Genomic DNA, 15,814 nt, shown 5'->3' on the forward strand with positions numbered 1-15,814 from the left:
AGGGTTGCAGGGTGAAAAGCACAACTTTATTAGTATTATTGCTGATTTTTATAAGCTTTTTTGGCTATAGTGCAGCGCAAAAAGTATATTCTTGGAAAGATAAGAACGGCGTTTTAGTATTTTCTGATACACCGCGACCTGGTGCTATCGAAGTAAAAATAAATACCCAAAATTTGACTATGCCAGCTACCGATACCAGTATACTTGATAGGGGCGCGCCAAACACCACACCTATTAAATTTAAAGTCAGTATTTCATCTCCTAAAAACGAAGCCACTGTTCGCGAAAATACCGGCTCAGTATACGTTACTGCGCGAATTAGCCCACGCTTTGAAACAGGGTTTAAAGTACAGCTTTTACTTGACGGTACGCCCCATAGTGAACCTAGTAATAGTACGACCTTTGCACTAAGAGAGGTCAACCGCGGTGAACACACATTACAAGCAAAACTTTATGATGCTAATAATAAACTCGTTTCGGTTAGCCCAATCAGCACCTTTTTCATGCATAGAGCTTCTGTAATTAGTGGAAACTAATATTTCAACTTAACGTCTCGCAACGCAAAAAGAATATGCTAAGCTGCAATAAATCGAAACGCACTAAAATGGTGCAACCATGCTCAGTGATACACACTTTAATTCTGAATTGCTCGACAGTATTTGGAAAAATTTAAGTACTGCCGTTATTCTACTCGACCATGATTTTAAACTGGTTTATGCCAATGATAGCGCCAGTGAGCTTTTAGGTTTAGGCCCGAAGCGAATCATCAATCAACCTTTCGACAACTTATTTAACTACCACTCAATAGACTTAAAGCGCATAGCTCAGTATTCATTATTCGATGGTGTCGATTGCCATCAGCATAGAGCTGACGTAGTGTTCGTTGATTCTCGTCATGCAAAATTGACCATTAGTACACGACGTATAAGTCACAACGATAGTCACTATATATTGTTCGAATGCCGTCAAATGGATGATGAAATCCGTCACGATCAGGCCTCTAATCAAATGCATCAATATCAAGCTGCACGAAACTTAATTCGTGGTTTAGCACACGAAATTAAAAATCCTTTAGGTGGAATTCGCGGAGCGGCGCAATTATTGCAGTATGAGGTTGATCAGCAAGAACGAGATCAATGTGCTGAATTAATCATTGAACAAGCCGACCGTTTACGCGAGCTTGTAGACCGTTTACTTGGTCCGAATCAATTGCCACATAAATCTTATGGCAATATTCACCAAGCTTTAGAGTCAGTGATTAAACTGAGCATGTTAGACAACAATGCCAATATCACTTTAGTGAAAGACTATGATCCAAGTATACCAAGCGTATACATCGATCAAAGTAAAATTCAACAAGTGGTACTGAACATTATTCGTAATGCACAACAGGCACTCGTTGATGGTGGTGAGATAAGAATAAAAACCCGCATCAATCATCAACACAGACGCCCTGGTAAAGCACCGAAAAAGACCTTGCTGATACAAATTTCAGATAACGGCCCAGGTATAGACAAGAGTTTACGTGAAACCTTGTTCTACCCAATGATCACCAACAAAGAAAATGGATCAGGGCTTGGTTTATCGATAGCGCAAACCTTGGTTGACCAACATGACGGCCACATTGATTGTGACAGTTGGCCAGGCCATACAGAGTTTAATATCTATTTGCCTTTTACGGATTAATGGTTTTTTGGAGTAGTCATGAAAACAGTCTGGTTAGTTGATGATGATGCCTCAATTCGCTTTGTACTAGAAAAAGCGTTGGCACGTGCAGGATTTGAAACTGAAAGCTATGCAAACGCACAAGATGTGCTTAATGCATTAAAGTTTAGCCAGCCCACGGTATTGGTATCTGATGTGCGTATGCCAGGTATGGATGGTATGGCGTTACTTGAAACCATTGCTGAACAAAACCCGGGCTTACCGGTGATCATCATGACTGCTCACTCTGACTTAGATTCGGCGGTTAATGCATTCCAAAAAGGCGCATTTGAGTACCTTGCCAAACCGTTTGACTTAGATGAAGCTGTAGCGCTGGTAGAAAGTGCATGCCGAGCTAATTCCACGAAAAAAACTAAGCGAAAACAAGCACCACAAACTAATGCACATATAATAGGTGAAGCACCCGCTATGCAGGAGGTGTTTCGCGCGATTGGTAAATTATCAGCATCAAGTATGAGTGTGTTGATTAACGGTGAGTCAGGGACAGGTAAAGAGCTTGTCGCCAGTGCCCTTCATAATCACAGCCCACGCAAAGAAAACCAATTCATCGCCCTGAATATGGCTGCAATTCCTAAAGAGTTAGTAGAGTCAGAGCTATTTGGTCACGAAAAAGGCGCATTTACAGGGGCAGACAGCATCCGTAAAGGCCGCTTCGAGCAAGCAAATGGCGGCACCTTATTTTTAGATGAAATTGGTGACATGCCACTCGACGTACAAACACGTTTATTGCGCGTTTTAGCTGATGGCGAGTTTTATCGTGTTGGTGGTCATCAAAGCATTAAAGTTGATGTACGTATTATTGCTGCTACGCACCAGAATCTAGAAGATTTAGTAAAACAAGGCAAATTTCGTGACGATTTATTTCATCGTTTGAATGTTGTGCGCTTACGCTTACCTGCCCTACGCGAACGTACTGAAGATATTGAACGACTAGCACAACACTTTTTACATAAAAGTGCCAAAGAGCTACAAGTTGAAAGCAAAATATTAAGCCCAAAAGCCACAGAGCAGCTACGCTTGTTTAATTGGCCTGGTAACGTGCGACAACTAGAGAATACTTGCCGCTGGTTAACCGTAATGGCACCGGGTGAGCTTATCAGTGAACAAGATTTACCACCGGAGATTGTTGCTGTCGAGCCTACTGAGCAAGAAGGTGATTGGCTGGATGCATTTCAACAATGGCTTAACCTTGAACTTAAGCAAGGCAAAACAAATATTTGGCCAGCTATTCAAGCTCAACTTGAAACTCGCTTGATTAAAACAGCTCTTGCCAACTGTGCTGGCCACAAGCAAGAAGCCGCAGTAAAGATTGGCTGGGGTCGCAATACATTGACCCGCAAGCTAAAAGAGCGCAATATTAGCTAATTTTAAGCTATACCGATGTGAGTCAATGAATTTAATCGAGCACATTCCACTCATTAAACAAATGGAAATTATTAACAGATTGCCGTTTTTTAGGGAGTTTACTCTCAGTGAGCGACAAGTGTTATTAGAGTCCTTCAGTCATTTATATTTGGTCAAACAGGGCCGCGCAGTTTTCAAACAATATGATACTGATAAACGACTTTATATTGTGCTAAGTGGCTCACTCATGGTGTTCAAACAAAGTCACTTACTTGAACTTGGCACAATCGAGCCCGGTGAGTTTATCGGTGAAGGCGCATTTATTAATAACCGAGAGCACAGCACCAGTGCACGCGCTAGAGTCGATACCATTTTGTTAGCTATCACCCCTGAAGCACTCATCCGCTTACCCAATGTGATCCGCGAGAAAATTAAAGATCGCATAATCGAAGGCATGAGTGAGCGTATTACTAAACTCAGTAATTACCTCGAATCAGGTAGTTAGTCCATATACACCACTTGCAATGAGCAATTCAACCAACTGGGCTTATTAACGCGAGCCGTATAACGATAAGTATCAGATGGTTTTAGACCAAAAGGGGTACTCACTTTTGGCGTTAAATGACTGTATGTTTGCGAGTAATTTTTATAATAAATGACTAAGTAGCCATATAAATAATCCCAATCTAGTGAGACTTTTCTACCGCTTGCAAGGGTAAAGTGTGCCTGCTTGTCATTAAATGTAACAGCAAGATCATTGTACTTGTCTTCAACACATCCAGTGGTGAGTACACGAGTCGGCATAGTAAAACTAGTTGCAGTATTTTTAGCTCTTAAGTAAAAGCCAATATTTCCATGATTGTAAAAGTGATTGGCATCTGTGGTGTACTTAATTTCAGCTTGATAACCCAGCCCCTGCATAATTTCTGCAAGTTGCTCGGTTTCATGAGTCAGAATTTTATCGCTCGATAACATTAAGGTCGCATCAGCAAAGTCTCTTGGAATAGGTAGCTTTGTGTATTCATAAGGTAAGCTTTGCTTATTTAAAGCTTGCTCTAATGTGTGCAGCTGTTGTTCATCAAGTTTTTCAATGTATACGTACACTGTTGGTTGCTGACAACCTGCCAAAATTAAAAATAGGGCTGCTGAAATTATCCTTTTCATTTTCTTTCTCACTTTGGATTACAACTGTAGTCTAAAGTGAGAAAAACAATAAATCAATTAATTAAGATGTTTTTTCAGCCAACTATTAACACTTTGACGGGTATATAGAATATCTTTAAATAAACGGTGGGTTTGATGCTGGAGCAGTTTTTCTTTATTTGTTTCCCCTGAACTCAGCTGGCTATGATTATCATTAAATCGCGAAATTAACGCAAAACCTTGTTCTGATTTTTCAGGCTGAGACTTAATTGTTTGTGTTAACAAAGCTCGCACATCATCTGCTGCAAGCAATGACGAATCTTGCAAACCCATTAACTCTTTTCTTAGCGCTGATCTTACGCCCATTACAACTTCTCCTGAACGAATAAAAAATGAAACGGACATGCATTTAGCAATTTGTACACCAATTCCAAACGCGCGCAGTGTACTCAGTAAATACTGCAGTTTTTTTACTTTTTGTAAAAATTTAAGATTATTTATTGCTGTAAATTTTAACCGCTTGAAGAGCTTAAAAATTTAATCTTGGTTCAATTGAGTGCTAGGCTTTATAATGGCTGCGATTGAATTAAGAGAGACCAACATGAACGAAGATTTCATCGAAATTGAACTAGAAGAAGAGCCAATAGAACTATGCAACTTGCTAAAAGTGCTCGACCTAGTCGAAACAGGTGGCCAAGCAAAAGCCTTAATTGGTGAAGGTTATGTTGGGGTTAACTATGAAATTTGTACAATAAAGCGGAAAAAATTATACAGTGGTGACGTGCTGGCTTTTGATGGTGAGTTGTTCCAACTTACATTAAGTGAAGATGCTACACCGAACCCTCGCCCACCGGAATCTGTTCAAAATGCACAACCACAAAACAGTGAAGAAGCGCCAAAAAAATCAAAGCGTAAACGTACTAGAAAGCCAAAAGTGGACGAAAAAACCGGCCGCCGCCCTATCTCTTTTGGTTAACTAAATCTTGCTTAGTTAGCATAAATCACCTTTAATTGGATGCGATAATAACAACAATAAAAGGTGATTTATGGCTCCTCCGTCTTGGCTCAAGCCACTTGCTTGGGCAGCATTTGTTTGGAATCTTTTAGGCGTCATTGCATTTGTAATGCAGCTGTTTATAACACCCGAAATGATTAGCCAACTCCCTGAAGCACAACAAGCCGCATACCGCGACATCCCGCTCTGGTCAACGGCTGCCTTTGCAATAGCCGTGTTTGCAGCAAGCTTTGCGAGCATCTTATTACTGGCAAAAAAAGCCCTGGCACGCGAGCTATTTTTAATCTCGTTTATCGCCGTATTAGTCCAGCAATATTATAATTTTGTGGTGATAGATAGCCTTGCCATGTTTGGTACTAGCGCATTAGCAATGCCATTCTGCGTGATCGTTATTGGTTTACTATTACTGTTTATTAGCCATAAAGGTAAACAACAAAACTGGCTCAACTAAAAGCACTTATTTCTGAGGGTAGTTTAAAATAACTACCCATTTATCTGTCCCTATCCCTTGAAATAAATCACATCGGCATCAACTATATTAGATAGCATATTTTTTCATCAGCTAGATGAATTTCTCAGCTGGTATTAAGTTTGCAATAACGCTGTGTCAATTTCGAAAAGGAAACAACAAGGCAAGCCAAACTGCTTGCTCAAACCACAGGGGCAAATAATGAATAACAGTTTTGATACCCAAAAGCAGCTTACGATTAATGGTGAGCAATATCATATTCACTCTTTACAAGGGTTAGGCGACAAAGCAAAACGTCTGCCATTCTCATTAAAAATCTTACTTGAAAACCTATTGCGCAATGAAGACGGCGTAAATATTAAAAAGCAAGACATCGATGCCTTATTAAACTGGGACCCACAAGCCAAACCGTCAGCAGAAGTGGCGTTTACGCCTGCTCGTGTTGTAATGCAAGACTTTACGGGTGTTCCAGCCATTGTTGATTTAGCTGCGATGCGTGATGCCATGGAAAAACTTGGTGGCGACCCTGCGAAAATTAACCCGCTATCGCCTGCTGAGCTGGTAATAGACCACTCAGTGCAAGTTGATGGCTATGGTGAAGATGGCTCATTCGACTTAAATGCAAAACTTGAATATGAGCGTAACAAAGAGCGTTACGAATTTTTACGCTGGGGACAAACCGCCTTCGATAATTTGAAAGTCGTGCCACCAGCTACCGGCATCGTACACCAAGTTAATTTAGAATATTTAGCCCGTGTGGTGTTTAACGATAGTAAAAATGGTAAATCACTCGCCTACCCAGATACCCTAGTCGGAACCGATTCGCACACCACCATGATCAATGGTCTTGGGGTACTTGGTTGGGGAGTGGGTGGTATTGAGGCTGAAGCCGCAATGCTTGGTCAACCAATCAGCTTACTCATTCCACAGGTCGTCGGCTTTAAGCTCAATGGTCGCCTGCCTGAAGGTACGACCGCAACAGATCTTGTGCTAACCGTGACAGAAATGCTGCGCAAGCATGGCGTCGTGGGTAAATTTGTTGAGTTTTATGGTGATGGTCTTGCTGATTTACCACTTGCAGACCGTGCAACTATCGCAAACATGGCGCCGGAGTATGGAGCAACCTGCGGTATTTTCCCAATCGATGATGAAACCATTAACTACCTGCGTTTAACAAACCGCGATGACAAACAACTTAAACTCATCGAAGACTATGCGAAGCATCAAGGCTTGTGGCGTAATCCTGGCGATGAAGCTCATTATACCGACACACTTGAGCTATCGCTTGATGATGTAGTGCCGAGCCTTGCCGGCCCGAAACGCCCACAAGATAGAATCGCCCTAGACAAAGCTGGTGATATCATTGGTGAGCACTTAAAAGGCTTCCAAGATGAGCGCATGCAACACCGTGATAAAAGTGATGTTCAAGAGGCTCGCATTGAAGATGAAGGCCCAGCAACCAATCCTGATGAGCCAGTGAACGAAGCGCAATATATGGGTGCAGCTAAAGTTAACTTTAAAGGCGAAGAGTTTGAGCTTAAAGATGGTGCTTGTGTGATTGCAGCAATTACAAGCTGTACAAACACCTCAAACCCAAGTGTTATTTTAGCTGCAGGTTTAGTTGCTAAAAAAGCCAAGCAATTAGGCTTAAAGGTTAAGCCATGGGTAAAAACCTCACTTGCTCCAGGCTCACAAGTCGTGACTGATTACTTGAAAAAAGCCGACTTAATGGATGATTTAGATGCTTTAGGCTTTAATCTTGTTGGTTATGGTTGTACAACCTGTATCGGTAACTCTGGACCTTTAGCTGATGAAATCACTGATGCAATTCAAAAACATAAACTAGTAGTCAGCTCTATTTTATCGGGTAATCGTAACTTTGAAGGCCGTATTCACCAAGATGTGAAAATGAACTTCTTAGCGTCACCACCACTTGTGGTTGCATACGCTATAGCTGGTCGTACAGATATAGACGTTTATAACGAGCCCCTTGCACAAGATCCTAATGGTAATGACATTTACCTAAAAAATATCTGGCCAAGTGTCAGTGAAGTTAGCGAGCTAGTCCGTGAAACAGTAACCAAAGAAATGTTTGCATCAAGCTATAGCAATGTGTATCAAGGCGATGATCGTTGGCAAAAAATTCAAATTCCTGATGGCAAACTTTATGATTGGGATGATGCGTCAACCTATATTAAAAGAGCGCCATTCTTTGATGGCATGGAGATTGAGCCTCCAGGGATCCCAAGCATAAGTGGTGCACGCTGTTTAGCTAAACTAGGTGACTCAGTAACCACTGACCATATTTCACCAGCGGGTGCGATTAAAGCAGATGCCCCAGCAGGTCTTTACTTGCAAGAGCATGGCGTACAAAAAGCACAATTTAACTCATATGGTTCGCGCCGTGGTAATCACGAAGTAATGATGCGCGGCACCTTTGCCAATGTGCGTTTACGTAATCTATTAGCACCGGGTACTGAAGGCGGTGTTACCCGTATACAACCAAACGATGAGCTCGCTAGTATTTATGATGCAGCCATGCAATATCAACAAGATGGCACGCCACTCATTATTTTAGCAGGCGCGGAATATGGCACAGGTTCATCACGAGATTGGGCAGCTAAAGGTTCACTATTACTTGGTGTTAAAGCCGTTATTGCACAAAGTTATGAGCGTATTCACCGTTCTAACCTCATTGGTATGGGTGTATTACCACTGCAATTTAAAGAAGGTGAAAGCTATGAATCACTGGGCCTAACAGGTCAAGAGTCATTCGATTTTGAAGGTTTATACGACAAAACCAATGAAGTAAGCGTAATTGCCACTAACAGTGAAGGCAAACAAATTAGCTTTAGTGTTGATGTGCGTATAGACACCCCTAAAGAATGGGATTACTACAAGCACGGCGGTATTTTACAGTATGTACTGCGTAATATGCTGGCTGAGCAGTAATTGATTTAAGTTAACTAAGGGGCTGAATTTTCAGCCCCTTTTTTTGTTTAAAACACCAATTAATTGCAGTTTAGACCAACACAATTATTTACAAAAAATGAAAAGCACATAAAAATCAGCATGTTAAAATTGGACCATAGTTTGCAAATACTAACCAGATAAAAATCACAATAATTTTGGAATCCATATGACTATTGCCTCATTCAAACGCGCAATTTGCGCGACTGCCATCTCATCAAGTTTATTATTAACTGGCTGTGTTATTCATGTCTCTCCGGGTCAAATCGCAGAACAAAAACAACAAGACTTAAACGTTTCGGCTGCAGATATAAGCGAATTAAAAATTGATGCCGAAGCAGGTTCTCTGATCATCAAAGGCGACCATAACGCCACAGCTATCACTGTGAATGCCAATATCTATGCGGCTAAAGGCGATGAAACCTATACACTAACCCTCGAAAAGCACGGCGACACCGCAGAGCTTATCAGCAAGCTCAATAATGGTAGCTTGTCGTTTTACAGTGGTTCATCACCTCATATTGATTTAATTGTCTCTGTACCTAGCAACCTTAAACTGGATATCGATGATGACTCAGGTGACATCGTTATACGTGCAATGCAAAACGATATCAGCATTGATGATGACTCAGGATCAATTTTGATCGAAGGTGGTCACAATATTAATATTGATGATGACTCTGGCGATATTCGCATTAGCAATGTAAGTGGAAATATCAACATTGAAGATGACTCTGGTTCAATTATGATAGACCAAGGCCAAGGACGTATTGATATTGAAGATGACTCAGGAGATATCCGCATCGAGAACAGCCAAGGTCCAGCACGTATTATTGATGAATCAGGTAGTATCAGCGTTAAAACACTGGCGGGTGCACTTACTATCGAAGACGGCTCTGGTGATATAGATGTAAGACAAATCAAAGGACTTGTTATTATTACCGATGGCTCTGGCAGTATTTATGTTGATGACACACTAGGCCTGACAATTATCGAAGCAGGTTCAGGTGATTTAAGTATCGATAACATCAACGGTCCTGTAAAACTGGATAGATAATCAACAATTGCTTGATTTAGAACAATCTATTAAATAACCACAGCACCTACACTTTAATTAAGGCTAAAGTGAGGTGCTTGTATGACTGAACGAACCATCATTCGAATCTTAAAAACCTTCATCATTTTAGGTTTATGCTTAATCGTTTTGGGGCATTCTTTATTAGCCGGCAATTACTTAGGTGATAGCATGGGTGTGCATGGCATAATGATCAGCGCAGCGTGTATTGCTGTTGGTGTGCTATTCTCACTGCCAACAAAAATTTATCTCACTATTTTACTGATGAAAATGGAAAGTGACCTCACCGCACAGAACAAGCAAAGTTAATTGCCACCTTGCTCTTTTAGCTGCTTTTCAAGCTGCTTAGTACGCTGCTCCATGAGCTGTTTTACCTGCTCGGCTTCTTGCATCATCTTTTGTACATTTTTAGGGTCGTATACTCCAAGTGCTGAAGATTTTTCGTCAGCTTTAACTACTGCTGGTTGCTTTTCATCAGCTTGAAATGTCTCTGCCGGTAACACCGTTATGTCGTTCGGATCTAAACTTACCGCGGTACTAGCGTAATTTGGGTGAGGTGTATCAGCATAGTGCCACTGACCCTGTTCATCTTGCCATTTATAAACTAAAACAGGTGCATTTACATCTTTGTTAAAGTTCAATTTCTCAGTTAGTTTTTTAGCTTGAATGCTTAAGGTATCGGCACCCTGCGAAGCAAAATCACTCACATCATCGCTGACTTTTTCTGAGTAACGCTCAAACATACTAAGCTCTAGGTAAGGCCTACCGTCTGGCTTTTTAATGTAAAATAGCAGCGCCACACTGGTCAGTAACATCATAACGGCAAGATAACAAAAACGCTTAATCATTCCATTTACCTATTATTGGTAGTTACTCTCAATCTTAGTAAATTCACCAGTTGATTTAAGATTTTTAATAAACTTACTGAATTGCTCACTCATTCGTTTTCCTTTTTCATTATAAGCAAACTGTAGTTGCATCGGCGCTTTGCCAACACTGTAATCACTCACAGTGAATTTGTTAAAAACTTTATTCTTCGATTTATACCACTGTAGTGTATTTTCTGCGATGACGGCAACGCGTTGGTTTTGTTCCATATCAACCAAAGCGTTAAGCATTTCAATCTCAGAATAAAAGTCCTCGCGATGTAGCTCTCCTGAAGCAAACATAGATTCAAACTGCGGGTAGGTATAACCAAACCGAGCCATTAAAACATAGCCATTGAGCTTATCAAGTTTAGGAATATGGCAACCAGTTGGCATTACAAGAATATCCTCAACAACGGAAATACTATCACTCCAATAATATTGGTTGTTTCCTCGATACCATTGTTCAGACTCTAAACGAGCGTCGACTTTGCCTTCATCAAGTAAGTGCTGCGAGCGCACCTCTGGTACAAGGATATATTGAATATTATGATTGTATTTTTCAGCAAAACGAATTAATAGCTCATCAACAAGTCCCTTCTGGCCACTATCGGCGAAGTGATAAGGGGGATAATCTGTGTCATACAGCGCAACTTTGAGCATTTCAGCCCGAGTCAATGGCGCAATAATTAACAGTAATAAAGCAACAACACGAGTCATAGATTTCTCTCACAAAATTACGCCTGAGAATTGTATATAAATAATACAAAAAAAGCGCAACCTAGGTCGCGCTTTACGAAAATTCTGATAGGAATTTAGGATTAGATACCATCACCATCAATATGTAAGCCACATTCACGGTTTAAACCGAAGAAACGAGTCTCTTCTTCTGTCATTCCAGGCTCAAGTTTACGGGTCGTGTGTACATCCCCCATCGACACATAGCCTTGCTCCCAAAGTGGGTGATACGGCAAATCGTGCTTAGTTAGGTACTGATAAATATCTCGGTTGTTCCACTCAATAAGTGGATACACTTTCACTGTACCTCGGCTAATTTCAACAATCTGCTTATCAGCACGACTTGATGATTGGTCACGGCGTAAACCGCTAAACCACGTACCGGCTTCCAGTTCGTTTAATGCGCGGCTCATTGGCTCAACTTTATTAAGTTGATTGTACTGTTTGATGCCAGCTTCACCTTGCTCCCAAAGTTTACCAAACTTCGCTTCTTGCCACGCAGGACTAAGCTCAGCTTTATAAACTTTAAGATTAAGCGCAAGTCGCTCTGTCATTTGCTCGATGAACTGGTAGGTTTCAGGAAACAAATAACCAGTGTCAGTCAGTACCACTGGAATATCTGGCTGCTGTGATGTCACTAAGTGCAACATCACAGCCGCTTGAATACCAAAACTAGACGACAAAAAGTGCGTGCTTGGTAAGTTTTCAAGTGCCCACGCAACACGCTCCTCAGCGCTTTTATCAGCCAGAAGACCATTAATATCAGCCAGCATGGCTGTTTGGTCTTCTTTGCTCATCGTTAAGATGTCTTTAAATTCACTCATGGTTAATTCCAAACCTTAAAGCGGTGTCGCTTATAAAATTATGCGTGAAAATCGGTTACTGAAACTTTGACTTCAGCAACAATGCCTTTGCGAATTACAAAATCACCAAAACACTCACCGTCATTACGCTCACTTGCCCATTGGCCGATTAGCTTATCGAATGCGTCTAGGTATACCTCTTCGCCAACATTTTCTAAATACAATTTAGGAATACGCGTACCTTCACGGTTACCACCTAAGTACACGTTGTATTTACCCGGACCTTTACCAACAAGACCCGCTTCAGCCAACATTGCTCGGCCACAGCCATTCGGGCAGCCAACAACACGCATAATGATATTGTCATCACTAATGCCGTGCTTAGCTAATAGCGCTTCAGTCTTCTCAATTAAGCTTGGTAAATAACGCTCAGCTTCTGCCATCGCTAATGGACAAGTTGGTAATGCCACACACGCCATTGAATTTTTACGCTGCTCTGTATGACTGTCATCAATTAAGCCATGGTTGCGCGCAATCTCTTCGATCACGGCTTTTTGATCCGCAGGAACACCTGCGATGATCAAGTTTTGGTTTGCCGTCATACGGAAATCACCTTGGTGAATTTCTGCAATTTTACGGCAGCCTGTTTTAAGAGGTTGATTTGGGTAATCTAAAATACGTCCACTTTGGATAAACAGCGTTAAGTGGTGCTTACCATCAATACCTTCAACCCAACCGATACGGTCACCACGGTGAGTAAACTCATACGGGCGGCTCTGCTCGAACTGAACACCGGCACGTTTTTCAACTTCTGCTTTAAATACATCAGAACCTACACGGTCTAGTGTGTACTTAGTTTTCGCATTTTTACGATTTGAGCGGTTACCCCAATCACGCTGTACAGACACAACGTGCTCAGCAATTTTTAGGGTGTGCTCAAGTGGAATAAAGCCAAAGTCATCCGCTTTACGAGGATACGTTGCTGTATCACCGTGAGTCATCGCAAGACCACCACCGACTAACACGTTAAAACCAACTAACTTGCCGTTTTCTGCAATCGCCACGAAGTTTAAGTCGTTAGCATGAACATCCACTTCATTGTTCGGTGGAATTGTTACTGTGGTTTTAAACTTACGCGGTAAGTAAGTTGAACCTAAAATTGGCTCTTCAGTGGTTTCACTCTTTTCACCATCTAACCAAATTTCAGCGTACGCTTTGGTTTTTGGTAATAGGTGTTCAGAGATCTTAGCAGCCCATTCGTAAGCTTCTTGGTGAAGCTCAGATTCAACTGGGTTCGTCGTACATAATACGTTTCGGTTTACATCGCCAGCAGTTGCAATTGAGTCAATGCCCACGCTATTAAGCATTTGGTGCATGCCTTTAATGTTTGGCTTAAGCACACCATGGAACTGGAACGTTTGACGCGTCGTTAAACGAATACTGCCATAGCTGGTTTTCTCTTCAGCAAACTTATCAATCGCTAACCATTGCTCTGGTTTGATGATGCCGCCTGGCATACGAGCACGTAACATAACGTTATGTAACGGCTCTAATTTTTGTTTAGCTCGCTCAGGACGAATATCACGGTCATCTTGCTGGTACATGCCGTGGAAACGGATCAGTTGGAAGTTATCAGCAGTGAAACCACCGGTGATCTCGTCTTTTAAATCTTGTTCAATTGTGCCACGTAAAAAGTTACTTTCTCTTTTCAAACGCTCGTTATCAGAAAGCTTTACGTTTTTGTCTTGTTCGCTCATGGTATTTCCTAAATTTGTTACAGTGACGGCTGTTAGCTTTTAAACGTGATTAGTACACGTCTTTCTGATAGCGATTTGCGCTACGTAAATCTTTTAAATATTGCTCTGCTTGTTCGTCATCTTTACCGCTATTTTCTTTAATGATATCAACAAGCGCCTGATGAACATCTTTCGCCATACGGTTTGCATCACCACAGATATAGAAATGAGCACCCGCTTCTAGCCAAGCAAATATTTCTTGGCTGTTTTTGCGAAGTTTATCTTGAACATATACCTTCTCGGCTTGATCGCGACTAAACGCCACATCCACTTTAGTGAGCAAGCCTGATTTCAAGTAACCTTGAATTTCAACTTGGTATAAGAAGTCTTGAGTAAAATGTGGGTTACCAAAGAATAACCAGTTTTTACCGCTTGCTTCGCGGGCATCACGCTCTTGTAAAAACGCACGGAATGGTGCAATACCAGTTCCCGGGCCTACCATGATAATTGGCGTTTCATCATTAGCCGGTAGACGGAAATTATCGTTATGCTCGCTAAATACTTTTACTTTACAGCCTTCTTCAGCACGACGTGCTAAATAGCCAGAACAACCACCTAAGTGTTCGCTACCGAATGCATCAAACTCAACCAGCCCCACAGTTAAGTGAACTTCTTCTTCAACTTCGGCTTGGCTAGATGCAATCGAATATAAACGTGCTTGTAGTTTACGTAAGCAATCTACTAAAGTTTGCGCTTCAAGCTGAGCTGGGTTTTGACGAATAATATCGAAGATTTGGCGAGGTTCGATGTACTCACGCATTGCTGCTTTATCTTCAACTAACTTTAATAATTCAGGGTTGCCAGTTGCTGTTGCGTATTTTTCAACAAAACCTGGGTATGACTGGGTTAATTCTAATTTTTCGATTAATGCATCACGAATACTCAGCTCTTCGTCGCCTAATTTAATCGTGCTAGATGCATCGATTTGTGTAAGCGAAAGTACTTCATCTACAAGTGCTTCGTCATTTAAGAAGTAAACACCTAGCGAATCACCCGGTGTATAGGTGATGTCTGAACCTTCTAAAGAAATTTCAACATGACGAACATCTTTGCTTGAGTCACGACCCGTAATTTTTTGTACAACACTTAGTTCTGCAGCAAATGGATTTTGCTTAGTGTACTGACTTGCTGCTGGTGCAGCTGCCCCAAATGGCATAGCTACAACTTGACCACCACTCGTTTGCTGCGCTTTAAGATCTGGCTCGAACGCATCGAGAGCACCATCAATCCACTTCGCAGCTTCATCATCGTAATCAACGTCTAAGTCAGCACGCTGGAAAATAGTTTCTGCGCCAAGCTTGTTAAAACGCTCTTCGAAATCTTTTGCTGTTTGGCAGAAGAACTCGTAGCTTGAATCACCTAAGCCAATCACAGCCACTTTAACACCATCTAGTTTTGGTGCTTTTTTAGTAGTTAAGAATTCATGTAGGCTTTCAGCATCTTCTGGTGGCTCGCCCTCACCATAGGTTGAAACAACAACAGTAATGAACTTTTCTTTTTTCAGGGCAGTTGGTTTGTAATCAGCCATGTTTACTAGCTTAACAGTTAGACCGCGCGACTCTGCTTGCTCTTTTAACTTAGTCGCAACGCCTTTTGCGTTACCCGTTTGAGAGCCGTATAAAATAGTTAACGGTGCAGCATCACTAGCAGCTGGAGCGGCAGCAACACCACCCGTTATTGCACCTGCGTTGGAATTAGCAGCTAAGTAACCACTTACCCACGCTTGCTGAATTGGATTAAGTTCAGCCACTAAGCCTTGCAGCTTTTGTACTTGCTCTTGCGATAGCGGGCTCGCCGCTGCATTTAGTTGACTTAACAACATGAATTTATTCCTCGTAACCCTGAAAAGTTAACTGCGAAATGAACTTGC

General features: G+C 41.5%; 16 protein-coding genes. 9 read left to right on the forward strand and 7 right to left on the reverse strand.

The features are described from left to right. Positions 1 to 11: 11 nt before the first annotated feature. From J3455_RS17920 to J3455_RS17935, 4 genes are all read left to right on the forward strand, one after another. The gene (locus tag J3455_RS17920) at positions 12 to 536 is read left to right on the forward strand and encodes a DUF4124 domain-containing protein (protein WP_233786779.1); all 525 of its coding nucleotides are present in this window, start codon (positions 12 to 14) and stop codon (positions 534 to 536) included. A gap of 79 nt (positions 537 to 615) precedes the next feature. Then, entirely contained in the window at positions 616 to 1,686 is a 1,071-nt protein-coding gene (glnL, locus tag J3455_RS17925) for a nitrogen regulation protein NR(II) (RefSeq protein WP_130050000.1), read from the forward strand. 18 nt (positions 1,687 to 1,704) lie between these two features. Further along, the gene (ntrC, locus tag J3455_RS17930; RefSeq protein WP_130050001.1) at positions 1,705 to 3,090 is read left to right on the forward strand and encodes a nitrogen regulation protein NR(I); all 1,386 of its coding nucleotides are present in this window, start codon (positions 1,705 to 1,707) and stop codon (positions 3,088 to 3,090) included. 25 nt (positions 3,091 to 3,115) lie between these two features. Further along, positions 3,116 to 3,574 carry a Crp/Fnr family transcriptional regulator gene (locus J3455_RS17935; protein ID WP_130050002.1) on the forward strand — a complete coding sequence of 153 codons (459 nt, stop codon included), beginning with the start codon at positions 3,116 to 3,118 and terminating at the stop codon, positions 3,572 to 3,574. Here J3455_RS17935 and J3455_RS17940 read toward each other — a convergent pair. Both J3455_RS17940 and J3455_RS17945 read right to left on the reverse strand, forming a co-directional pair. After that, complete coding sequence (locus J3455_RS17940) at positions 3,571 to 4,233, reverse strand: hypothetical protein (protein WP_349562125.1); 663 nt, start codon at positions 4,231 to 4,233, stop codon at positions 3,571 to 3,573. The genes J3455_RS17935 and J3455_RS17940 overlap by 4 nt on opposite strands. A 57-nt stretch (positions 4,234 to 4,290) precedes the next feature. Continuing rightward, positions 4,291 to 4,578: a hypothetical protein gene (locus J3455_RS17945; RefSeq protein ID WP_062566674.1), complete on the reverse strand. Its 288-nt coding sequence runs from the start codon at positions 4,576 to 4,578 to the stop codon at positions 4,291 to 4,293. Between the two features lie 235 nt (positions 4,579 to 4,813). On the opposite strand from J3455_RS17945, the gene J3455_RS17950 reads away from it, so the two are divergent. The 5 genes from J3455_RS17950 to J3455_RS17970 all read left to right on the forward strand — a co-directional run bounded on the left by J3455_RS17950 (position 4,814) and on the right by J3455_RS17970 (position 10,050). After that, entirely contained in the window at positions 4,814 to 5,188 is a 375-nt protein-coding gene (locus tag J3455_RS17950; protein WP_349562131.1) for an RNA-binding S4 domain-containing protein, read from the forward strand. A 70-nt stretch (positions 5,189 to 5,258) separates the two neighbouring features. Then, positions 5,259 to 5,678, forward strand: coding sequence for a hypothetical protein (locus J3455_RS17955; protein WP_349562126.1), 420 nt, complete (start codon positions 5,259 to 5,261; stop codon positions 5,676 to 5,678). 219 nt (positions 5,679 to 5,897) lie between these two features. Further along, positions 5,898 to 8,648, forward strand: coding sequence for an aconitate hydratase AcnA (gene acnA, locus J3455_RS17960; protein WP_130050006.1), 2,751 nt, complete (start codon positions 5,898 to 5,900; stop codon positions 8,646 to 8,648). Positions 8,649 to 8,835: 187 nt separating this feature from the next. Further along, positions 8,836 to 9,723 (forward strand): DUF4097 family beta strand repeat-containing protein, encoded by an 888-nt coding sequence (locus tag J3455_RS17965; RefSeq protein ID WP_178926488.1) that lies wholly within the window; start codon positions 8,836 to 8,838, stop codon positions 9,721 to 9,723. 81 nt (positions 9,724 to 9,804) lie between these two features. Next, positions 9,805 to 10,050 (forward strand): hypothetical protein, encoded by a 246-nt coding sequence (locus tag J3455_RS17970; protein WP_167659049.1) that lies wholly within the window; start codon positions 9,805 to 9,807, stop codon positions 10,048 to 10,050. On the opposite strand, the gene J3455_RS17975 is transcribed toward J3455_RS17970, so the two are convergent. From J3455_RS17975 to J3455_RS17995, 5 genes are all read right to left on the reverse strand, one after another. Then, positions 10,047 to 10,589, reverse strand: a complete 543-nt coding sequence (locus tag J3455_RS17975; protein WP_178926487.1) for a DUF4124 domain-containing protein — start codon at positions 10,587 to 10,589, stop codon at positions 10,047 to 10,049. The genes J3455_RS17970 and J3455_RS17975 overlap by 4 nt on opposite strands. A gap of 12 nt (positions 10,590 to 10,601) precedes the next feature. Then, the gene (locus J3455_RS17980; RefSeq protein WP_349562127.1) at positions 10,602 to 11,327 is read right to left on the reverse strand and encodes a substrate-binding periplasmic protein; all 726 of its coding nucleotides are present in this window, start codon (positions 11,325 to 11,327) and stop codon (positions 10,602 to 10,604) included. A 101-nt stretch (positions 11,328 to 11,428) separates the two neighbouring features. Next, positions 11,429 to 12,169 (reverse strand): phosphoadenylyl-sulfate reductase, encoded by a 741-nt coding sequence (locus J3455_RS17985; protein ID WP_130050011.1) that lies wholly within the window; start codon positions 12,167 to 12,169, stop codon positions 11,429 to 11,431. Between the two features lie 38 nt (positions 12,170 to 12,207). Next, the gene (gene cysI, locus J3455_RS17990) at positions 12,208 to 13,905 is read right to left on the reverse strand and encodes an assimilatory sulfite reductase (NADPH) hemoprotein subunit (protein WP_130050012.1); all 1,698 of its coding nucleotides are present in this window, start codon (positions 13,903 to 13,905) and stop codon (positions 12,208 to 12,210) included. Positions 13,906 to 13,954: 49 nt separating this feature from the next. Next, on the reverse strand, positions 13,955 to 15,766 hold the full coding sequence (locus J3455_RS17995) for an assimilatory sulfite reductase (NADPH) flavoprotein subunit (RefSeq protein ID WP_349562128.1): 1,812 nt from the start codon (positions 15,764 to 15,766) through the stop codon (positions 13,955 to 13,957). Positions 15,767 to 15,814 lie beyond the last annotated feature (48 nt).

The organism is Pseudoalteromonas sp. NFXS39, from assembly GCF_040148775.1.
Classification (GTDB): Bacteria; Pseudomonadota; Gammaproteobacteria; order Enterobacterales; family Alteromonadaceae; genus Pseudoalteromonas; species Pseudoalteromonas apostichopi.